This window comes from Bombella pluederhausensis (assembly GCF_026385525.1).
Classification (GTDB): domain Bacteria; phylum Pseudomonadota; class Alphaproteobacteria; order Acetobacterales; family Acetobacteraceae; genus Bombella; species Bombella pluederhausensis.
On sequence record NZ_JANIDY010000001.1, the window covers coordinates 148,829 to 171,589 of the forward strand.

The 22,761-nt window shown below is 56.4% G+C and carries 10 protein-coding genes; 6 read left to right on the forward strand and 4 right to left on the reverse strand.

Annotated features, from left to right (window positions below; translation table 11 throughout):
• Window positions 1-61: 61 nt before the first annotated feature.
• Entirely contained in the window at window positions 62-7,192 is a 7,131-nt protein-coding gene (locus NQF86_RS00730) for an autotransporter domain-containing protein (RefSeq protein ID WP_266115712.1), read from the forward strand.
• A gap of 84 nt (window positions 7,193-7,276) precedes the next feature.
• Here NQF86_RS00730 and NQF86_RS00735 read toward each other — a convergent pair whose 3' ends face one another.
• Complete coding sequence (locus NQF86_RS00735; protein ID WP_266115713.1) at window positions 7,277-8,539, reverse strand: MFS transporter; 1,263 nt, start codon at window positions 8,537-8,539, stop codon at window positions 7,277-7,279.
• A gap of 197 nt (window positions 8,540-8,736) precedes the next feature.
• Here NQF86_RS00735 and hemA point away from each other — a divergent pair, with 197 nt between their 5' ends.
• Window positions 8,737-9,945: a 5-aminolevulinate synthase gene (gene hemA / locus NQF86_RS00740; protein ID WP_266115714.1), complete on the forward strand. Its 1,209-nt coding sequence runs from the start codon at window positions 8,737-8,739 to the stop codon at window positions 9,943-9,945.
• Here hemA and NQF86_RS00745 read toward each other — a convergent pair.
• From NQF86_RS00745 to NQF86_RS00755, 3 genes are all read right to left on the reverse strand, one after another.
• The gene (locus tag NQF86_RS00745; protein ID WP_266115715.1) at window positions 9,942-11,825 is read right to left on the reverse strand and encodes a ShlB/FhaC/HecB family hemolysin secretion/activation protein; all 1,884 of its coding nucleotides are present in this window, start codon (window positions 11,823-11,825) and stop codon (window positions 9,942-9,944) included. The two genes, hemA and NQF86_RS00745, sit on opposite strands and share 4 nt — an antisense overlap.
• Window positions 11,822-12,529, reverse strand: a complete 708-nt coding sequence (locus NQF86_RS00750; RefSeq protein WP_266115716.1) for a hypothetical protein — start codon at window positions 12,527-12,529, stop codon at window positions 11,822-11,824. Before NQF86_RS00750 ends, NQF86_RS00745 begins: the two co-directional genes overlap by 4 nt.
• Window positions 12,530-12,679: 150 nt before the next feature.
• Window positions 12,680-14,341 carry a Hint domain-containing protein gene (locus NQF86_RS00755; RefSeq protein WP_266115717.1) on the reverse strand — a complete coding sequence of 554 codons (1,662 nt, stop codon included), beginning with the start codon at window positions 14,339-14,341 and terminating at the stop codon, window positions 12,680-12,682.
• 340 nt (window positions 14,342-14,681) lie between these two features.
• Between NQF86_RS00755 and NQF86_RS00760 the strand changes: the two genes are divergently transcribed.
• The 4 genes from NQF86_RS00760 to NQF86_RS00775 all read left to right on the forward strand — a co-directional run bounded on the left by NQF86_RS00760 (window position 14,682) and on the right by NQF86_RS00775 (window position 22,754).
• Window positions 14,682-14,957, forward strand: a complete 276-nt coding sequence (locus tag NQF86_RS00760) for a hypothetical protein (RefSeq protein ID WP_266115718.1) — start codon at window positions 14,682-14,684, stop codon at window positions 14,955-14,957.
• Between the two features lie 48 nt (window positions 14,958-15,005).
• Window positions 15,006-15,560: a CvpA family protein gene (locus NQF86_RS00765; RefSeq protein WP_266115719.1), complete on the forward strand. Its 555-nt coding sequence runs from the start codon at window positions 15,006-15,008 to the stop codon at window positions 15,558-15,560.
• Between the two features lie 140 nt (window positions 15,561-15,700).
• The gene (gene purF / locus NQF86_RS00770; protein ID WP_266115720.1) at window positions 15,701-17,143 is read left to right on the forward strand and encodes an amidophosphoribosyltransferase; all 1,443 of its coding nucleotides are present in this window, start codon (window positions 15,701-15,703) and stop codon (window positions 17,141-17,143) included.
• Between the two features lie 1,180 nt (window positions 17,144-18,323).
• Complete coding sequence (locus NQF86_RS00775) at window positions 18,324-22,754, forward strand: autotransporter domain-containing protein (protein WP_266115721.1); 4,431 nt, start codon at window positions 18,324-18,326, stop codon at window positions 22,752-22,754.
• Window positions 22,755-22,761: the final 7 nt, after the last annotated feature.

Below are 22,761 nucleotides of genomic sequence, written 5' to 3' on the forward strand. Positions count from 1 at the left end.
GTCCTCACAATGGACGGGAGGTGGGTCATCCCGTCCACAACCGTGGAAAAGGGATAGGCCGTTGTTTATTACTGAGCAGGGCGGGCGTACCCCGCCGCAGTGTCTGGCGAGCCATAGGGCCGGTTATCGTCGTGTTGGTTACATGTTGGCTCTGCTCAGCGGAGTGTCATGTTTCTCTGGAATGGGTAATGCCGCCCGGGCCGATGATAGCGCCCCGGTTTCTGGGGACATGACGAACACGACAACACGTAATCTTCCTCAGAATACAGAGATCAAGGGCGACCTGTATCAGCAGGGCGGAGATCTCGGTCTGGATGGCGTGAAGGTGGACGGCACCCTGCATCTGGATGGCGGGCAGGCCCTTTTCGGTAAAAGCGGTAATGGTTATGGCGGGACATCTGTCCAGTCTCTGGCCGGTAGCGCCAATGGTGTGCTGGATAAGCCGCCGACTGATACCAGCCCGGTCATGACACCTTCTACCAATCCTCAGGCTCCCTATCAGGGCGAATTGTCGATCACACAGGGGAAGGGTGAGACATTCAGTGGTTCCCTGAATGGGTCGGGTGTTCTGAGCCTGCTTTCAGGTGAGCAGATTCTTACTGGCAAGAACCAGCTTACAGGCACCGTTGCCATCCAGAATGGGACGCTGGTCCTGAAGGATAATGGGGCGATCGTCTCCCCGGCAGGCAGCAACCCGGGTACCATTTCCGTTGGGCTGGCCCACGGTAATGAAGCGCACATGGTGATGGACGGTCCCAATGCCCAGATTCAGCGGGAATGGGTTACTGTCGGCAATGGCGATCCTACCTATGGTCAGTCCAGCACGGCAGGCAAAAGCGATCTGACTCTCCAGAATGGCGCTCATATCAATGATCGCACTGGTGAGAATATGATGGTCATTGTAGGGAACCAGCAGGATGGGACCCTCAATGTAAAGGAAGGGTCCCATGTTGATACGGACTACTTCTATGCTGGTGGTGAGGCTCCAGCGACCGGAACACTGAATGTTTCCGGCAAGGGTGCGTCTTTTGAGGCGACCGATGCCGTTATCGGTACAGGCGGCAAGGGTGTCGTGACTGTCAACGAGGATGGCAGCTTCCGGGGAGATAATGTTTCTATCGGGGATGGTGGTGAGGCGGTTGTCACGGTGACATCCGGCGGCAGCATCAAGGACGGAATGACCCTCGTTGGTACAGGCAGCCATGGCGAAGTGATGGTCACGGATGGCGGCGTGTTCCAGAATGACAATCTCGGAGTCGGCGGTGTCGGTGGTGACGGGACTGTTGAGGTCGGCGCTGGCGGGACCATGGATAATGGCGCAACCCGCATCGGCAATGGCGGCAAGGGTGTCGTGACCGTTGTCGATGGTGGGGAGTTCCAGAGCCGTCAGGGAATCCGCTTCGGGGCTTCCGGTGGCGATACAACATCTGATGGCACTCTGAATATTCGCAACCATGGTGTTCTGGAAGCAGGCGATAATGCTGGTGCTCCTGCCATCGATGTGGAGAAAGGCGCCCATGGCACCATCAATCTGGATGACGCCATCGTCCGCAATCTGAAGGGTGAGGACCTTACCAGCAAGGTCGCCACGACCCTGGCCGGAACCAACGAGTTCAACGTGCAGGATGGCAGCCGCATGACATGGACAGGCGGTCTCTCCGGTTCTGGTGGGATCGTCAAGACAGGTACGGGCCAGCTGGCTCTGTCCGATGCGTTGGATTACACGGGCCAGACAGACCTCAAGGCTGGCCGCCTGAGCCTGACACAGGCAAAGATGGCCGGTGACCTGCTCAATGAGGGTGGGCAGCTGGATGTTCAGGGGTCTCATCTCCAGTCCGTGACGCAGGCAGCGTCTGACGGAACAGTGACCTCAACCATTGATAACAGCCAGATGAAGGCTCTGACCCTTAATGGTGGTAAAGCCGCCCTTCAGGGCAGCACGGTTGACGGTGATGCAGCTCTGAAGGCTGGTGATCTGACGGTTGATGGCAGCCAGATTGGGGGGAGACTCGCTGCGGATGGCGGTAGCTTCACCATTGGCGGCAAGGGTGTCGATGCAGGCTCTCTCTCCGGGACAGCTGACGGTACGCTGGACGGTACTCTGAACCTGACCAATGCGTCTGATACTTATGCCGGTGTTCTTTCCGGTAATGGCGGCCTGAAGGTTTCCGGTGGTACCGAGACCCTGTCTGGCAATAACAGCTACACAGGGGATACCACTGTTTCCGAGAAGGGTGGCCTCGTTCTGGATGGCTCCCTTGCAGGTACTCTGACCAACGCCGGGAAGACCGATATTGAAGGTGGCCACGTTGCTGGCACCACCACCAACAGCGGTACTCTGACGGCAACAGGGGGTACGCTGGCTTCTGCCGTCAACAGTGGCACGATGACGCTGGGGAAAGACAACACCGTTACGGGTGACGTGACCCAGAATGATGGCCAGCTGAATCTTGATGGCAACCAGATCAAGGGAACATTGGCAGCTAATGGCGGCAACTTTGCGGTTGCGAGTGCGGGCTCTACGGCTGGCTCCCTCTCCGGTGCTGGTAATGGCTCCTTGGATGGCACTCTGAATCTGACCAGCGCCAAGGACAGTTATGCCGGGGCACTCTCTGGTAATGGCGGCCTGACTGTCTCTGGTGGCAGCGAAACCCTGACAGGGAACAGCAGCTACAAGGGTCAGACTCTTGTCCAGAACGGTGCGCAGCTGGAAGTTGATGGCGATAACAGCGAGGCAACGGGTCAGACCTCTGTTACGGATGGGTCAACCCTTCGTGGTAAGGGGACCATTGGTGGCGATGTGGCCATCGGGTCTGGTGCAACACTCGCTCCCGGTACGGCTGATGCGCCGTCCCGTCTGAACATCAATGGCAACCTGACGCTGGATGACCATTCCAATCAGGTCTTCCGTCTGGGGCAGGCCGGGACAGAAGGTGGTGCCTATAATGACTTCGTCAACGTCAAGGGTAATCTGGCACTTGGCGGTACGCTGTTCATCCTGCCTACGGAAAATGGTCCAGATGTCCAGAATGCCGGTCTGATGCCCGGCCTGTATCGCCTGTACAGCTATGGCGGTACCCTCTCCGGGATGCAGCAGCAGCTCAATCTGCCGCAGGGGCCGGGGAGCAATCTGGCGCTTCAAACGGCGGTGGACCATCAGGTCAACCTGATTACCGATGCTAACGAGTTCAATTTCTGGGATGGTGACGCAGCAGCTCACCGTGCTGAAAATGGCGTTGGAAACAATAAGGTTGATGGTGGTGATGGTGTCTGGAGTGCGCCCAGCAGCCATGGTCTGACGAACTGGACCAAGGGTGACGGTTCTTCCAACGCTCAGTGGAAGAATGGGAACATGGCCATCTTCACTGGCTCTGCCGGTGTGGTGCATGTCGAGGACAAGACGCCTGACAATAACCATGCGCCTGTTTCCTTCTCCGGGATGCAGTTCGCCAATACGGATGACAGACGTTACCTGATAACGGGTGCTAACCTGTATGCCACGAAGGCCGATACGGTCATTCGTGTGGGTGACGGGACTTCGGACGGGAAGAACATCACGGCTGAGATCGCTTCTGCCATTGATGGCAGCAATGTTAATGGCGGCACAAGCCTGCATAAGACCGATCTCGGCACGCTGATCCTGAGCGGTGACAGCGGCTTTGCCAGACCGACACAGATTGATGCTGGTACGTTGCAGCTCGGTAATGGTGGCACGACAGGTTCCATTGGGACGCAGGCTATCGTCAATAACGGGACGCTGGCGATCGACCATAGCAATGACTTCACTCTGACGCAGGCTATCTCTGGTAAGGGTGACTTCGTGCAGAAGGGGACAGGCACGACCACACTGAGCGGGGCGAACACCTATACGGGTGATACGGATGTTCAGAATGGTCGTCTCAATCTGCCGGGCTCCATCGAAGGAAACCTGAATAACGCAGCGACAACGGATATCAGCGGCGGTAAAGTTGCTGGTAAGACCACGAACAGCGGTAGGCTGACAGGCCATCAGGCTACACTGGCCGATCTGGCGAACCAGAACGGTACGGCTATTCTGACAGACAGCACGGCAGCCAATGTCACCAACGCTGCAGGTGGCAACCTGAAGGCTCAGGACAGCACGCTTTCCGGTACGCTGGATAATGCGGGCAGTGCTGATCTTGAGAACAGCAAGGTTGCCGGTACGACCACGAATAGCGGCACGCTGACGGGGCAGAAGGCGCTGCTGGCTGATCTGGCCAATCATGGCGGCACAGCCACCCTGACAGACAGCACGGTTTCCGGGACGCTGGACAATACGGGCAATGCCAGCCTTGAGAACAGTCAGGTTGCTGGTACGACCACAAATAGCGGCACGCTGACGGGTCAGAAGGCTCTGCTGGCTGACCTGGCCAATCATGGCGGCACAGCCACTCTGACAGACAGCACGGCAGCCAATGTTACCAACGCTGCGGGCGCGCGCCTGAAGGTTCAGGACAGCACGTTCTCCGGTACGCTGGATAATGCGGGCAAAGCTGATCTTGAGAACAGTCAGGTTGCTGGTGTGACCACGAATAGCGGCACAATGACGGGTCAGAAGGCTCTGCTGGCTGATCTGGTTAACCATGGCGGTACAGCCACTCTGACGGATAGCACGGCAGCCAATGTCACCAATGCTGAGGGGGCTACCTTCAGTGCCACAGGGGGCAAGCTGGCATCTGCGGCTAATAGCGGCACGATGACACTGGGGACCGGCAATACTGTCTCTGGCGATGTCACTCAGGATAAGGGCAGCCTGACGCTTGATGGTAATCAGGTGAATGGGACGCTCGCTGCTAATGGCGGCACGTTCACGGTGGCGGATGCAGGGTCTAAGGTCGGTTCACTTTCCGGTGCGGCAAATGGGCAGCTTGATGGAACGCTCGACCTGACCAATGCTCACGATCGTTATGATGGGTCTCTGTCTGGTAAGGGTGGGCTGACGCTTACCAGCGGCCATGAAACCCTGACGAACCAGTCTCATATCGGTGGGACAGTTGCGGTAGATGACGGCACGCTGGAGCTCTCCGGGCAGAAGGCGCAGGTGAATACTGGTGGCGTGAAGATTGGTGCTACAGGCGAGGGTGTTGTGACACTCGCTGATGGTTCACATCTCCAGAGCACCGGGCCGGTCATTTTTGCCAAGGCATCTTCTGCGGCTCCGGCTGATAAGCCGAATGCGACTCTGAATGTCCTCAATGGCAGCACGCTGACGGCGGGTGACACGGATGGCAAAGATGGTATCCGGGCAGAAGAAGGCTCCAGAGCTCAGCTTACCCTGAATGGCGGTACACTTCAGAACCTCCAGGGTTCTGATCTGACCAGCAACCTGAAAACAGCTATCGGGCCGCAGGGTGCGGTGTTCGATGTTCAGGATCAGAACAAGATGACGCTGGGCAGTGGCTCTACCCTGACGGATGAAGGGTCGTCTGATGGTCAGAACACCCTGACGAAAACCGGCACGGGTACCCTGTTTGTGGAGGGTGATGGGTCTGGCTTCACGGGTCCGACTGAGATTCAGTCTGGTACCATGGTTGTCGATGGTGACCTGTCTTACTCTGCTGTGGGTGTGCATCAGAATGCCCTTCTGGCAGGTACTGGGACGGTGGGCAGCACAACGGTATCCAGCGGTGGTACGCTGGGCGCTGGTGATGCTGACCATATGGGTGAGCTGCATGTCACGGGTGATCTCAGCATGGCCAAGGGGTCCGTATTGCGGGTTCGTGGCAGCAGTGAGGGGACGGGTCAGAACCTGTCCGAGGCTGATGGCTTCTCCTATGCAGCCCTGAAGTCCGATCGTATCCTTGTTTCCGGCAAGGCCACCTTGCAGGGCGGAACGCTTGATCTACAGGTCAAAGACCCGATGGGTCTGCATTATGGGCAGGCTTATCGTGTGCTGAGTGCCGGCGGTGGGGTGACGGGTCATTATGATGACCTCCAGACCAACCTTGGTCAGGACTATGCTTATCTTGACCCGCATCTGGTCTATCAGGCTGATGACGTGGATGTCGTTCTGCGGCGTTCCATCAAAGGCTTTGGCTCTGTAGGGCAGACGCGCAATGAGATTGCAACAGGGAACGGGCTGGATCACATTCCGGAAACCAGCGATCTTGCTGTGGCCATGACGAGCCTGACACGGCATGACGCCCGTAAGGCACTGAATAACCTTTCTGGTGAGGTCCATGCGTCTGTTCGCACGGGGCTGATTCAGGATAGCTTCTACATCCGCAATGCAGTCCTGAACCGTCTGGCCAATGTGTATTGTGACTATGGCCGCAACGGGCAGAGCACCTACGACATGGAGACCCGTAGAAGGGATCATGCCTGTGAATCTCGGCATACGGTCATCTGGGGTCAGGCCTTTGGTGGGCTTGGTCATAACAGCGGTAACGGCAATGCTGCTCCGCTGCACCATAATACGGCCGGGTTTGTCATGGGTGTGGACACGCCGATTAGTGAAAGTAACTGGCGTGTTGGTGGGCTGCTTTCTTACGGTCACTCACAGTTCAATGTGCATCGTGGGCGTTCGTCCTCTGCCAATAGCAACAATGTCAGTATTGGTGCTTATGCCGGAACACATTGGGGGCGTCTGAACCTGCGTCTTGGTGCAGCCTATAGCTGGAACGTCATCAATACGCATCGCCGTATTACGGTTGGTGATTATGGTGGGCGTGTCCGCAGCGGTTATCTGGGCGGAACGGCTCAGGCATTTGCCGAGCTGGGCTATAAGATACGTGGCGAGAATGGGGTGTTCGAGCCCTTCATGAACGCCACCTATGTGAACCTGAATACGGACAAGTATCGGGAGCACGGCAACGAGGCGGCGCTGCGTGGGCATAGCCGGGATAATGGCGTGACATTCGCCAATTTCGGTTTCCGTTCGGCAACACGTGTGAGCATTGGTCGGGCTGTCTTCATGCCACACCTGATGGCGGCTTACCGCCATGGCTTTGGCCGGATGGGCTCCCGTCAGCGTGAATCCTTCGTCATCGCTGGTGGGTCTGAGGATATGAGCGTTGCCGGTGTGCTGCTTTCCAGCAATGCGGCAGTTGTGGATGCCGGTGTGACGGCCCGCCTGAGCAAGCGGGTTGATCTGGACCTGTCCTATATCGGGCAGTACGGCAACCATTCTACCGAGAGTGGGGCTACCGGGTCCATCAAGGTCCGCTTCTGACAGTAGCGAGCAGGCCGTTACCTGCATAAGGAAACGGGGTGGGGCGCAGGCTCCACCCCGTTTTTCATGGGCTGACGGTCTGTGTCAGAAGTTCTGCACGTCTTTCGGGCGGAACAGCGTGATGCCGATACTGACCAGCGTGCCAGACAGAACGCAGAGGATGGCCGCAATGGGCAGGCCAGAGACCAGCGGCGCAAGAGAAGGGACGAGCCGCCCGGCCACACCTTGCCCCAGAGACCCGACAGCATAGCTTGTGCCCATGCCTGCACTACGGTTCGCATCGGGAAAACGCTGGGAGAGGTAATGGGGTACCAGCGCATAGACACCGGATGCCGCCGCCCCGATGAAGAAGGCAGACGCCAGCAGAATGATCCACGGCCCAGCACTGAGGAACGGGACGATCAGCAGCATGACGCCAATCAGCGCTACCCGCATGACGAGCCCTTCCCCGAAGCGGGTTGCCAGCGCACCACAGAGGATTTTCCCGGTCAGGGAGCCAAGGCAGTAGAGGGATACCGGCCAGAAGATGAGCTGGGGGCTGAGATGGTGGCTATCCCGCAAAATGGTGGGATAGAAAGTGTAAAGGGCGGCCTTCTGGAACTCCAGAAAACACATGAAGGCCACCGCCTGAAAAGCAGCACCATTCCAGAACTGTCGCACCGTGGCCCAGAAGGGGGTGGAGGCCTGTTTCGTACCTTCAGCACGTTTGTTCTTTTTTTCTTCCTGTGCGGCAAGCCAGAGGGGGCTTTCCTTCACGTTGAAGCGGATGAAGATGATGAGCAGGGCAGGCAGCAGCCCGATGAAGAACATGATCCGCCAGCCATAATGGGGCAGGATGAGTGCCTGCGCCCCTGCCGCCGCCATATAGCCGACCTCATAACCCGACATCATGGTTGCCGAGGCCAGAGGGCGTAGGGGGGGCGGGACGCTTTCCATCAGCAGGGTGGCGGAGGCTGTCCATTCCCCACCAAAGCCGATCCCGAACAGGAACTGAATGATGACCAGCATGGTGATGCTGTGGGTTGTGCCCGTCAGGGCAGCGAACAGGGCGAAAAAGAGGATGCCGAGCGTAAAGGCAGGTTTGCGGCCAAAGCGGTCGGACAGCCAGCCCCAGCCTGTATTACCTACGGCACGCCCCAGAGCCTGTGCCAGAAAGACGCTGCCAAGAGCGGCCAAAGTGCAGCCGAAATCTTTCGCAATATCGGGAAGCGTGAACATCAGGGCTGTCTGGTCGAAGGCATCCAGAAACCAGCCGCTGAAGGCAGCAAGCGTGATCTGCCAGTAGGGCAGAAGGGCGCTGAATCCCGGCCGGTCATCCGGAGAGGGAGAAGAAGCGGAAACAGGCAAGACAGGCCTCCGGCAAGAAAAGGTTCCCATATGAGGGAACAGTGAGGCCATAAGCTATAAAGGAGTGGTTCAGAAAACTGTAGCCAGATAGTCCTGTTTGAAACAGTCTGTAATCATGTTTTCGTTTATAACAGTGTTTAAGCCTTGCTTTCTGGGGGGCGGGCCATAAATTGAGGACCCTGAGGAGAGCAATGTCTATGAATTATGATACCCTGTTCCAGAATGCGCTGGACGGCCTCCATGCTGATGGCAGCTACCGTTATTTTGCGGAGCTGGAGCGTCACGCTGGCAAGTTCCCTAAAGCCTTTCATCATGGTGTCGGGCGGGATGTGACCGTCTGGTGCTCCAATGACTATCTGGGCATGGGGCAGCATCCTGACGTGCTGGCCGCCATTCATAAATCTCTGGATGAAAGCGGCGCTGGTGCAGGGGGGACACGCAACATCTCCGGCACGAACCATTATCATGTGGCGCTGGAGAAAGAGCTTGCTTCCTTGCATGGCAAGGAGAGTGCTCTGCTCTTTAATTCCGGCTATCTCTCCAACTGGGTTACGCTGGGGACACTGGCTGCACGGCTGAAAGGCTGTGTCGTGCTGTCCGATGAGCTGAATCATGCCTCCATGATTGAGGGTATCCGTCATTCCCGTGCGGAGAAGCGGATCTTCAAGCATAATGATCTTGAAGACCTTGAGGCCAAGCTGAAAGAGCTGCCGCTGGATACACCGAAGATCGTGGCGTTTGAGTCCGTCTATTCCATGAATGGCGATATTGCCCCGATTGAGGAAATCTGTGATCTGGCAGACCGCTATAACGCCATGACCTATCTGGATGAGGTTCATGCCGTGGGCATGTATGGCCCACAGGGTGGCGGTGTGGCGCAGGAGCGTGGTCTGGAACATCGCCTGACGGTCATTGAGGGGACTCTGGGCAAGGCTTACGGCGTGGTGGGTGGCTATATTGCCGCTTCTGCGGCGCTGTGCGACTTCGTGCGGTCTTTTGGCTCAGGCTTCATTTTTTCCACATCCCTGCCGCCGATGATTGCAGCCGGTGTTCTGGCCAGTGTCCGTCATCTGCGTAACAGCGATGCCGAGCGTAAAGGCCAGCGGGAAGCCGTAGCCCTGCTGCGGAAGAAGCTGGAAGCGGTGAAGATTCCCTACATGCCCGGTCAGTCCCACATCACGCCGGTCATGGTGGGTGATGCGACCCTCTGCCGTGAGCTGACGGACAGTCTGCTGAAGCGGTTTGGTCATTACCTCCAGCCGATCAACTACCCGACCGTGCCTCGTGGCACGGAGCGTCTGCGCCTGACACCCGGTCCCCTCCATACGGAGGAAGATCTGGATTCTCTGATCAGTGCGCTGGATACGCTCTGGACGGAGCTGAATCTGCCCCGTTCGGTGGCCTAAAACCCGCCAACAATCTGGAAGTCGCAGAATGTCCCACGGCGGTTCGCTAGTTCCGTTGTGTGGATGCGGCGGAGGCGGATACCGGCATCAAAAGTGATGTTGATATGCCGGTTCACGCTGCCGGTGAGGTCTGCACCCACGCTGGCAAGCGTGGCGGCTCGTGCCCCTGTGCCGACATGGCGGACCTGCCGGTTATCGGCCCAGTCCCAGAAGATGCCAAGCTTGTTGCTGTCCGGCTGCCCGGATGTGGGCAGATGGGCCAGTTTGAGCAGGGAGAGGGCAGGAGTGAAGATTTCCTCACTGACGGCATTACCATTACTGCCGAATGACGTGTTGGCAAAATAGCCACGGGCATTGCCCATGCCGCCGATCATGAGCTGTTCACTATAGAGCAGATTCTTGCTGGCCCGCTGGAAGGTCACCTTCGTGGTGGAGGAGAAGCCGTAGGGCAGGTCCTGCGTCCGGGTGAGCATTAGCCGGTCATAGACGTAATTGGGGCTTGAGAGGGGGAAGATGCTCTCATAGGCCCGCCGTGAATCATTCTTCATCAGCCCGCCGGGACCGTAGAAGAACTGGTTATTGATCTGCGTCTGCCCCCACGGGTCCTGAATGGAGCCTGTATAGCCCACGACAAACTGGGCCGTGTCCGCCTTGGAGAGCGTGATGGTGCGGGCATGATAGAACTGGTCGGAGTGGGTGCTTTTCCAGTCGAAACCAAGCTGGATCATGCCATCCAGCCCGACATCACGGCCAAGGGCGATATGGTCGAACATATGCAGCCAGCGTATGGAAGCCTGCCCGCTGAGACCACGGTTTATGAGGTCTGGCGTGTTGCTGGTCGGGTGGGAGAGAGCATAATTGCCGAAAATCTGTAACGCATTATGTCCAAAGAGCGGAATGGTCCAGCTCCCCGTATGGTTGTCGAACCGGTTCATGAAGGTACGGTTGAACTGGTAGGTCAGTATCTGGCCCAGCCCGAAGGCATTGCCCCATGAGGCTCCCGTGTACCAGTTGAGACGCCCCAGTGAGCGGTCCGCCTGATTGTTCATGGCGGCATAGGCATAGACAGGGAAGCGGTCCGTTATGTTGATGTCCACATCCGTGCTGCCGGGGTGGCTGCCGGGGCGGTAGATGAGGTCTGCCGTGCGGAACGGATTGAGGTTCAGCCAGTCCAGATCAGTCTGAAGGGCGGTCATGGCCATGGTCTGGTTGGGGGTGAGGTTGCTGGCCTGACGGACCTGCCATGCCGGTGTCCAGCGGTTGCCATGCACCGTTATGCGTTCCAGACGGTATTCCGAGACATCAATATGTAGCACGCCCTCATGCACACGCTGGGGGGGAACGGTGATGCTGATAAAAGCCCGGTCATGCTGACGGAAGAAAATGGCGATGGCTCCCGTCAGTTCATGCATTTTCTGGAAGGTCAGCGGGTGGCCGATATAAGGCAGGATGACTTTATAGAGGGCTGGCGAATGGCTCAGCCGCAGCCCTTCAGACGAGATGGGCTGCTGGGCTGTCCGGCTGCCCGTGTGTCCAGCCGGTTGCAGCACGACGGCTTCCAGCTTTGGCAGGGCGACCGTGTTTTCCAGATGAGGGGTAGGATTAGGACCGGCCGGCCCCTGAGGAATGTGGTCTTCCTCTGGTAGGGGGGTATGCTGCACGTCATCATCTGGTTCTGTGCCCATGGTGTTGGCTGTCGGGCCGCCAATCGCATGGGGATTGAAGATGCCTATGGGAGCTGGCAGCGATGTGATCGGCACGCCCGCAGGTGTAGAGGCTGCTGGTACGCCCTGTGCCAGAGCCTTGCCCGGCAATAGCAGGGCAGCCAGTAGAACAGGGCGCGGCAGGCGGGGTATGAAACGGGAAATATCGATGCTCACGGGGAAGCGGGACCAGGCAGGGCGCTGTTACGCAGTTCTATGTCCCCATTGGGCAGAGGCTGGGCGACATTGACAGGAATCTCATGAGAGCGGTTCCCGGCGAGGGTGAAGGCATTGCCATCGGCACTCGCCAGACTGGCGGCGGCGTCCAGCGTCAAGGCCCGGTCGCTTGGATGATTGCGAGAGCAAGGTTCAGGCAGGATATATAACCCAGTCGGGCCAAAAGAGGCATTCAGGGTCGCCCGTCTCGTTTTGGGGGCTTTGGGGTTTGTGGTCGTGATGCTGGGCTGTTCACTGACCCCGATGGAGACGGTCTCAAACCCTTTCCCATGCCTGAGAGACGTGCCGAAGCGGTAATGGGCGTGCGGGCTGCGCTCTTTCAGCGTGACGGGAAGGCGGGGTGCACCGGGTGTTTGGCAGCCCCCGGGGGAGACGAGCAGCCCGTTGGGGGCTGTGACGGTTCCGTCAGCAGCAATATGGTAGAGCTCCCCGGTGATGCTGGTCTGTTTCTTTATAGGCGAATGGGAATTGCCGACCACGCTGTCGAGCATCGTGTTGGCTGTTGTGGCACTTCGGGCGCCGGGGGAGTATCCCGCAACGGGAACGGCCTGCCCAAGAGCAGGCTGTATGACAGAAAGACACAGCAGGCAGGAAAAGGCAGGCAGCAGAAAACCAGCCGGAAAAGCTGTGGATGACGGACCCATGATACATGATCCCCTGTTGTGGAAGACGCTGGTAGCCGTTCACAGAGGGGGGATATGTAAAGTATTTTTTAATGAGGGGAAACCCTTCAGGGTTTCCCGTTGAATATCGGCCCTTCTGGATGGATGTACCAGAAAGGCCGGGCGTCCATCTTAGTGCGTTGCGGCCATGCTGGGCAGGGCAACGGTGGATGTGGCCGCCTGAGTTTCATCCAGATACGGACCTTCCGCAATAATCTGGATAGCCAGCATGTCCCGTTCATGGATGGGGCCGATCCCTTCAAGGGACAGAATGGCTTCACCATTGGTCCAGCGGCAGGGGCTGTTCTCCACGACATCCCAGCCGGATGCCTGCTGGTCTGTCAGGTGATGGGTCAGGCAGTGTGTCTGCCCATCCTGATATAGCTCCATGGTCCCGACAAGAACCCCAAGGGTGCGGCGGTCATCCACATAGGCCCCAATCGTGTCACAGGGGCGGCTGGCACGGGAGCAGAGGCGGAGGAATGTCACGTTCTCCGGTAAGAGGAAGATGGCACGGTCCCGCACCCGCCGTATGGCATAGAGAAGCTCGCCCGTGTTGGTGACCAGATGGAAGTCTGAATCATCCGTCAGGCCGACAGGGGGCTTCTGGCGGGGCAGGCCAAGGGCCCGGGCCCGGTTCTCCAGTGTTTCATAGAGCGGCATGACGAAGGCCATATCCACAGCGAGGGGAGCGCAGGCATCCTTCTCCCAGCTCTTGAGAGGCGGGAAAGACACGATATTGCCCTGCTGGAGAAACTGCATCTCCCGGAAATGACGCCGACTGCTGGCATTAAGATAGCTTTCCGTTGCCACATTGTTGGCATGGATGATGCTGTGTTCCGCCGTCTCAAAGTGATAGTAATCGAAGGAGGTACGGCTATGGTCGTAGAAAATAGACCGATGATTGACCAGCATCCGAACCGGAACAAACCGCCCCTGAAAGTAAAGGGTGTGCTCCGGTGTCAGGTACAGGTCTGCATTGGGGCAGTCTTGCCCCAGTGCCCCCTTGAGGATGCAGACAGCATACCCGGCCCGGTCATCCGGGAGGTCAGGCTGAACGTCCACATGGCCACGGCCAACCCATGTTATGGGTTCTATTTTCTGGGCACCGGCAGGACCTGTAATGACAAGATCCCCTGCTACCAGGTCTTCTACAGCTTTGGGGCCAGCGTTGGTCGCAATCATGGAGCCAGCGAGGAAGCAGGCAATCTCGACAGGCGGGACCGCTGTGTCATAGTCCCACGTCACGTTGCTGAGCGTAAGCGGTGAACCCGGTGCGGCTGGGTTGTCTGTCTTCAGGGATTCATCGCCAGTGCTGGGGACGAGCTGAAGATAAAGATATTCCTGCCCGCCTGATGCCGCTTTGGCGAGGGCTTGGGTTCCTGTTGTGGTTGATGGATCAACAGGCTCCCCTTTGTCATTAGTGAACTTGATGTTCGTGATCTGGAACTCTGCAACGGTGGCCGGTGTGGGACGGGTCAGACGCTTGTAGGAGAATTCTCCAACATAGGAGACGGTCAGCAGGGCTTTCAGGTTCGAGTCGGGGATCGGCACAGTGACCGTGAATGTATCTCCCGGCTTTGTGACAGTTGCCCCGGCAGGCACGGAAAGGTTGTACACTGGCTGCGCTTTGCTGAGCTGGCTGTTCGCGCTGAGTGTCGTATCAAAGCGACCGACCCAGTCAGGAGCAGTGCGTGGGCCAAACCAAAAGCCGGGTGAACCTGCGGCGTTCCGTCCATCCCTGCCAGGGCTCTGGTTGGAGTAATTCTGCGCGTTGTCCCAAATGAGAGTCATGATCTTCCTCTGCTCCGCAGGATATGTACCTTCCTGACCGATGATTGATGTGGACCAGAAGGAGAGGGTAGCGGGACGCCTGTGGTATTTTTGTGGTGTCTTTCTGGAAGATTTATGGATACCTTGTAATATTATAAATAATAATTTTCTTTTACTTTTCGTAAAGAATTATATTCTTCATAAGCAGAGGTCACTATCATCCGATTGGGGTAATTGTTTTCCTTATTATGCCTTTTGTGCTAAGTTAGCGGCATTATGTGCTCGCTGCGCCTTCGGGGAAAGGAGCAGAACGGATATGATTAGGGCCAATGTGACACAATCTGCAAGATATAGGCCTGCTATGGAAAAGATTAAGGCTAAAGAAGGGCAGGAATGCAAAGTACTGGCGGAACAGGCTACAGACTGTCTTTTGGACTATCTGTATGGGGAGCCTATGGCCCTTGTGGAGGACAGTGCTCTTTTTCTGATGGAAATACGGAAGATATGGCGGCAGCATGGTGTGGATGAACGGGCTGTCTGGCGTGAGCTGAGTGAACGGGTTGATCTCTCGGCAGATCTGCTGAAACGTGGCATACGGGCTCGCAAGGGGCGCTATCGCTCCACCAAGCTGCCCTGAAGACCGGGGTGGTAGGCTGGCAGGGCTAAGGGGAGAGGTGTGGCCATAATGACAGACCTGCATGGGACATTTCTGGAACATCTCGGTGTGATGGACTGGGGAATACTTGCCCTTGTGGGGCTGTCGACACTCTGGGGGCTGATGCGGGGTATTTCACAAGAGAGTGGAGCGCTGCTGGTCTGGGTTGGCAGTGTCTGGGTGGTGGCTCGTGCTGGTGGTCTGGTTCTGGGGCATGTGTCACCCCTCATGCCGCCCTCTTTACAGGGAACCCAGCTTTTCTTCTGGGGGGGGCGGCTGGTCCTGTTTGTTGTGGTCATGATCGTACTGAATATGGTCACCACACAGTTGGCCCGTGGGGTCAGGCAGGTACTTTCCGGGCCGCTGGATGCTCTGCTGGGGGCTGGGTTTGGTGCAGTACGAGGGTATGTCGTGCTGGTTCTGCTCTTTTGTGCAGGCAGCTATCTGGCACAGGACTGGTTGGAAACCGCCATGCAGGGGAGCAGTTTTGCTCCTTTCATTGTGCGTGGTGTGGCGTTTTTGCAGGGTTATATCCCTCTTTCATGGTCGGAACATCTTGCCTTTCTGCCATCGAATAGCCATTGAAGGGGGGACGCAGGCCTCCCATGATGGATGAGTTTCTTCACTACGGGGTGGAAAGCTGGTTTTTTCAGGGAGTTGACGGCCTGCGCCGCTGTGCCACTTAGATATGAGCGGGATTCTCCCGTCAGGTTTGCTCCATCGTTATGTCTTTTCCTGAATCGTCCAGTCGTCCCTATGAGGAATGTGGTGTTTTTGGTGTCTGGGGTGTGCCGAATGCGGCAGCGCTGACAGCCCTTGGCCTGCATGCCCTTCAGCATCGTGGTCAGGAGGCGGCCGGTATCGTCAGTTTTGATGGTGAAGTCTTTCATCAGCATAAGGCGCTTGGCCTGGTTGGAGACGTGTTTGGCAATCAGGATGTCATAGCGGGTCTGCCGGGGGAGGCCGCCATTGGTCATAACCGTTACGGTACGACAGGCGGCACGCATGTTCGTAATGTCCAGCCTATCTATGCTGACTATGCTTTTGGCGGGCTGGCCGTTGCCCATAATGGTAACCTGACGAACGCTGCTACGCTCCGCAAGGCGCTGGTGAAGCGTGGCTGTATTTTCCATTCCACGATGGATACGGAAGTCATCGTCCACCTGATTGCCATCTCGCTGTATGACACGGTGATTGAGCGGCTGATGGATGCAGCGAAGAAGATTAAGGGTGCTTATTCACTCATCACCCTGACACCGGATAATGGAATGTTGGGGATGCGGGACCCGCTGGGCGTTCGTCCGCTGGTTCTGGGGCGTATGCCGGGCCATGAGGAGAAGAAGGGTGGCTGGGTGCTGGCCAGCGAAACCTGTGCTTTGGACATCATTGGCGCTGATTATGTGCGTGATATTGAGCCGGGCGAGATTGTTGTCATCAATGCAGAGGGTGTGAAGTCCCTCTGGCCCTTCGGTGATGTCGGGCGGCGTTTCTGCATTTTTGAATATATCTATTTCGCCCGTCCTGATTCCGTTCTGGAGGGGCGGTCTGTCTACGAAGTGCGGACCCGTATCGGTGGTGAGTTGGCTCGGGAAAGCGGCGTGGAGGCCGATGTGGTTGTTCCTGTGCCGGACTCTGGCGTGCCGTCTGCGATTGGATATGCACATGAGAGTGGCCTGCCCTACGAGATGGGCATCGTGCGGAATCATTATGTGGGCCGGACCTTCATCCAGCCGACTGATCAGGTCCGTAATCTGGGCGTGAAAATGAAGCATTCCGCCAATAAGGCCGTGCTGGAAGGACGCCGGGTTATTCTGGTGGATGATTCAATCGTGCGTGGCACGACATCCCGCAAGATCGTGGATATGGTTCGTGCCGCCGGGGCGAAAGAAGTGCATATGCGCATCACCTCTCCGCCGACCAAGCATCCCTGTTTCTATGGTATTGATACGCCCTCCGAGAAGCATCTTCTGGCAGCCCGTCATTCGCTGGAAGAAATGTGTAAGGCGATTAATGCGGATAGTCTTGCCTTCATCAGTTTTGATGGTCTCTACCGTGCGCTTGGCCATCAGGGCCGTCCGGTGGATAATCACACAAACTGTGATGCCTGTTTCTCCGGTGATTATCCCATCACGCTGGTGGATAAGGATGGCAAGCTGATTCAGCAATAATAGAAGCTGATTGGTTCACTGTGAGGCCCGCATGGTCAGCTGCCATGCGGGCTTTTCTATATGTGCTGAAAAAGTCACAGTTCGGAATTAAGTTAACAATATGTAAGGAATTGGTTGTTCTGAAATAGAAGGGATAATCGAATCTGCTTATACGTAGAAAAGGTTTTTCTGATTCTGTGGAGCGTGAGCAGTGCCGAGACATGACGTATTTCCTTCCAAAGGGCTGGGCTATTCATCTGGACTGTCTTCATCTTGTGCGGGACAGAGGAACAGAAAAAGCCGCCTGAAATATATTGGCATGTCTGTCAGTGTTCTTGCTCTGATGATTGGCTCAGCAGGAGCATCTCGGGCTGATGATGCGCAGCCGATGGATGTCATCACGCAGGCCGATGGCCAGACCGGTACCGTGACGATTTCAGTCCCCACGGGACAGACCAATGTATTTGGATCAGCCAATAATGCTTACGCTGGCCTTTCTAAGAATGATTACGACAAGTTATCTAATGCTGGTTTGTTGAGTAAGGGGAAGGGTGATTATTATGGAGATTATACAGTCATAAATGCAAAATCTCTGAATATAACAGGAGGAGGGACGGTAGAAACCGGAAATACCAGCACTGATTTCTCAAAAAATACTCTGAATCAGATTAATATTGTTAATGGAACATTACATTATTCTAATGATAAACCTACACCTGCTGTCACTTACTGGGATGGAATAGACATTTCAAAAAAAATATATGGTCCTGATTCGCGTAACACAGATATGAATATATCAGGGGACGGAACCCTTCTTATAGATCATTGGGATACATCAATATACAATAACGTCAGGCAGCTGAACGGTTCTGGCCGTGTAGAAGTGTTTAATTCCGCCAAAGGCGATCCGGATGAAGGTGCCGGTTTTAGTATATATGGTTCAGGAAGCCATTTTTCTGGTACAATAGAGGGGCAAGGAAAGTTCGATATCTCTCGGGAGTTCCCTGTCAATACGGAATATAATGACGATGCGGAAGAGTTGCCGACATGGAGTGAGGTGCACATCAATACGGCATTTTCTGATTTTGACCATGCTACGATAAAGAATATTGGACTGCTGGAGATTTCTGCTGCAGGTCTGGAAAGATACGTTGCAGTAGATCCGACCACGGGGCAGAGCCTAGTGCCTCCTCCGAGAGAAATGGGGAATGTTTTCTTTCACAATGGTGCCAGAGTAGACGTTGGTGAACTTCTGATTGCTGCGGGTACAGATGGTACGTCTGATCTTAGTGATCATAGTCCGGAAGAATTTCCTACTGCTAGTGATGCTACTGTTGTCGTACGGGATAGTGGAAGCATATTAAATGCAGCTCAGCTCGTGATAGGGCAGCAGACATCGATTGTTCAGGAGGGAGGTCATTATGGTACCCTGCCTGCGGCTTCACACGGAACTTTGTGGATTTCTGATGGAGCCTCGGCCACTATTTCAGGCGGTGGCATAAATGGCGGTATCTATCTGGGAAATATTGCAGGGAACGGCCCTGACGAGCGGACCAATGACTCGAATACCAATCCGTATTCTCCCGAAGGTGAGGGGCACGGTGTCATTCATGTCACCGGGGATCAGGTTGGCTATGATGCGTCCGGTAATTTCGTCAATTCAGGCACGGCGGGGCAGTCAGCGCAGCTGAATGTCCAGAATGGTGGCCTCTGGATTGGTCCGGTTGATGGCGGGAAAGGTTCTGGCGACATCATTGTCGATCATGGTGGCCAGCTGAATCTGGATAATTCCTTTGCTGTGCTGGGTGGCCAGAATGGTGCGGGGAACATTGCCATCAATCAGGGCGGTACGGCTACAATCACAGGCATGCAGCCGCTTGGCCTTGTAGCTGAAAATCAGGGGCCAACGTTTAATACGCAGCGTCAGGGCGCTCTGACCGTCTCTGATGGCGGTACCCTGAATATCGGTACGTCCACGAATGCGGGTCTCCTGAAGCTTTATGGTGATCTGAACCTTGCTCAGGGCAGCACGACCACCTTCTACGAAGGGACGACTTCCGAGAAGGGGAACAAAGGCGATGCCTATAACTCCCATGCTGAAGTCAATGGTAATGTAACATTGGGTGGTAACATCCAGATTGCCGGTATCACCGGGCAGAATAAGGGTCAGAATGGCGCTATTGATGCCGGTATCTATCATCTGATCGACTATACGGGCACGCTTTCCGGGCAGCAGCAGGCTACGCTTGTGGCGACCAAGGCCGGACAGGCACTCAGCTATGTTCATGATGATGCGACCAAAAGTATTGATGTGCTGGTGGCACAGGCCACCACTAATGGGACAGGTACGACCACTTCGACTGGCAGCACGACAGGCACGGCCCCTTCGGCTGGCAACACCAGCACCACAACGGGTCATGAGACAACGGCCAGCACGACAGGTACGGCTCCTTCGGCTGGCAACACCAGCAGCACCACAACGGGTCATGACACAACGGCGAGCACGGCAGGCACGGCCCCTTCGGCTGGCACCACCAGCACCACAACGGGTCACGATACAACGGCGAGCACGACAGGCACGGCCCCTTCGACTGGCAACACCAGTACCACAACGGGTCATGACACAACGGCCAGCACGACAGGTACGACTGGCAGTAACACAGGTACCAATAGCGGGGTGACTGAAGCACAGCAGTCTGCGCCGAAAGCATGGTCTGGTGAAAATGCCGTTCTGACATCACAGGGTGTTTCTGACGGTAAAGCCGGGTCCCCTGTAGCGCCGGCCAGTTTTATTGGCTGGGGTGGCACGGTAGCGGTTGAGGGCAGCAAGGCTCAGCCGGTTCAGACGTCTTCCGTCAATTTCGGGTTTGGTGAGTATACGCTGGCGGGTGGTGCTCTTGCCGCAGCCCCGACCAGTAATGGCCAGAACATGCTGAATGTTAATGCCACGGCGGGAAGCAGAGGCACGATCGCAACGCCGATTGTGGATGATGGTGCTGCCAAAACAGGCTTGATGAAAACAGGCGCTGGGACTGTCACGCTGTCCGGTCAGAATGACTATAGCGGTGCTACGGGCGTGCTGGCGGGTACGCTGAATGTGGCCCGTGATGGTGTGATCTCTGATAAGAGTCAGGTCTCTGTTGTTCAGGGAGCGGCGCTGAATGTGGCGGGGCAGGTTGGCCGTGTCGTGAATAATGGGACGCTCTCTGTGACAGGTCAGACGGGTGATGTCTCCAATAGTGGCGGCCAGACTGGCATTTACGGCACGGGGCAGGTTGCTTCCATGACCAATACCGGCACGGTAGTTTTGCGCGATCAGGCTAAAGTGACGGGTACATTGGATCAGCGGTCTGGCGTGGTCATAATGGCTGATAGTGCTAGCATTGGCACGCTGAACAGTAATGGTTCGCAGGCTCTTGATCATGTGGCTGGGCTGGACCGGACAGATGGCAGGATGAGTGCTGATCGTCAGGCCTATATTGCAGAACAACTCAAGACAGTTACCGATCCACAGGCCAAGGCGCTGCTGTCGGCTGTGCACGACAGTATGACGGGCAATTCTGGCGCTGTGCTGAATGATCTGAAAGGTACAGGTAATCTTCTTGTTGTTGCCGATAACGCCAAGGCCGGTATTGGTACTCTGACAGGTTACGGGACCGGCTATCTTGGCAAGGGTTCAACACTGACACTGACGGGTAATAACACCTCTTACGGTGATGCTCTGTTTGGTCAGGGTGGACTGATCGTTCAGGGGCAGAATGTCGTCTTTAAGGGAACGAACTATTATTCTGGTGGAACGGAGATTGCCAAAGGGGCGGATGTGACCGCCGGGACGCAGTCTCTGGGTACGAATGGCATTAACATTGCAGGCTCTCTGACGATTGAAGAAAATGGCACGGAAAGCCTCGATAATCCCCTGAGCGGTTCCGGCGTCTTCAACAAGACAGGAACGGGCACTCTGACACTGGCCCAGTCTGTTGATGACAGTCATTTTGAGGGCACGACCAATGTGCGTCAGGGTGATCTGGCCGTGAACACGACTCTTAACGGGTCTACGAATGTAGCGGCTGGGGCCACGATCTCCGGTAGCGGGACCGTCAATAACCTCAATCTGGACTCGAAGGCATCTCTTGGTGTGACGCTGGATGGCAGCAAGGGTGTGGCCACAGCGTTGACGCTGACAGGCAGCCAGAACCATCTGAATGGGGCGCAGGTGGCCGCTACGGTCAATGACCTGTCCAGCATGGTTCTGCAACAGCATTATAAGACCACGGTCCTGAAGCTTGCTGATACAGCAGAGGCCTCCGGCACACTGGCTGAAAAGGCCCAGATGTCCAATGGTACGGATGCTCAGGCTTCCCCTCTGCATACGGCTTTCTTGAGCGGTACGGTGTCCGAGGCGCAGGATGGGCGTAGCTGGGTCATGGATTATGTGCGTGAGGCTAATTTCAGGAGTTATGCTCAGTCTCGCAACGAGACGCAGGTGGCTTCCAGACTGGACCGTGCTACGGCATCAACAGGCTTCATGAATGCACTGGTAGGGTCTGCCATCCAGACGGGTGAGCAGGTTCGTGGGGCCTATAATGCCCTCTCTGGTGAGATCAATGCCAGTGCCAAGACGGCCATGGTCAATGACAGCTTCTATGTTCAGGAGATTGTCGTGGATCGTCTGGACTGTGCCGGGGATGCGATGCGGGCTCGTGCTCATGATGGCAAGCAGCAGACAAGCGGCTATTGCGATGTGGACCCAACCCGTCATGTGTCTGTCTGGGGAACGGTCTATGGGCAGAAAGGTGGCCAGTCTGGCGGCAGTGCCGGGGCGGCTCATATGGGTCAGTCCACTGTAGGCTGGGTCATGGGGGCGGATACGGGTCTGGCAGGCGGCTGGCGCCTTGGTGGGCTTCTGGCCTATGGGCGTGACTGGTTCAGTGTGCAGTCTGGCCGTGGTTCCTCGGCTCATTCCAACTCGGCAACCCTTGGGGCCTATGTGGGCAATGCGTGGCGTGTTGGTGGGCTGACGGAGAATGCAGCCATCACCTTTAAGGGTGGGCTGAGCTATTCATGGAACATGCTGCATACGAACCGCCGCATCACCTACGGGGATTATGCGGGGCGGATGTCGTCCAACAACCGGACGGGGACGGGGCAGGCCTTTGCTGAGACGGGGTATCGCATGGTCTTTGCCAGCGAGAGCCGTCTGCCGCTTGAGGTCGAGCCTTTTGCCCGGATGACCTATCTGAATTATGATCAGACCAATTACCACGAGCATGGCGCTGATGCGGCTCTTGCGGTGAAGGGGCGGAACAGCTCCATCGGTTTCTCCACGGTAGGGGTGAAGCTGGCTACGAGCGTGAATATCGGCAAGGTGATCTTCTCGCCGCATCTGGAGGCCGGGTATCGCCGTGCCTTTGGGCGGACGAATGCGTCCGTGCGGGAAGGGTTTACGTCTCTGGCGGGTGGATATGGCATGAGCGTGCAGGGCACGCCGCTTTCCATCAATACGGCGCAGATCAACACGGGCTTTTCGGCCCATCTGACGGATCGTATCGATGTGAATGTCGATTATATCGGCCAGTATGGTGGGCATCAGACCAGCTCTGGCGGGTCTGGGAGCTTCCGTTACAAGTTCTGATAAAGTG

Bases quoted from the DNA above. Each gene is read 5' to 3' on its own strand.
- hemA (WP_266115714.1), top strand. From the start codon at position 8,737: ATGAATTATGATACCCTGTTCCAGAATGCGCTGGACGGCCTCCATGCT.
- NQF86_RS00750 (WP_266115716.1), bottom strand. From the start codon at position 12,529: ATGGGTCCGTCATCCACAGCTTTTCCGGCTGGTTTTCTGCTGCCTGCC.
- NQF86_RS00755 (WP_266115717.1), bottom strand. From the start codon at position 14,341: ATGACTCTCATTTGGGACAACGCGCAGAATTACTCCAACCAGAGCCCT.
- NQF86_RS00760 (WP_266115718.1), top strand. From the start codon at position 14,682: ATGGAAAAGATTAAGGCTAAAGAAGGGCAGGAATGCAAAGTACTGGCG.
- NQF86_RS00765 (WP_266115719.1), top strand. From the start codon at position 15,006: ATGACAGACCTGCATGGGACATTTCTGGAACATCTCGGTGTGATGGAC.
- purF (WP_266115720.1), top strand. From the start codon at position 15,701: ATGTCTTTTCCTGAATCGTCCAGTCGTCCCTATGAGGAATGTGGTGTT.
- NQF86_RS00775 (WP_266115721.1), top strand. From the start codon at position 18,324: ATGGGGAATGTTTTCTTTCACAATGGTGCCAGAGTAGACGTTGGTGAA.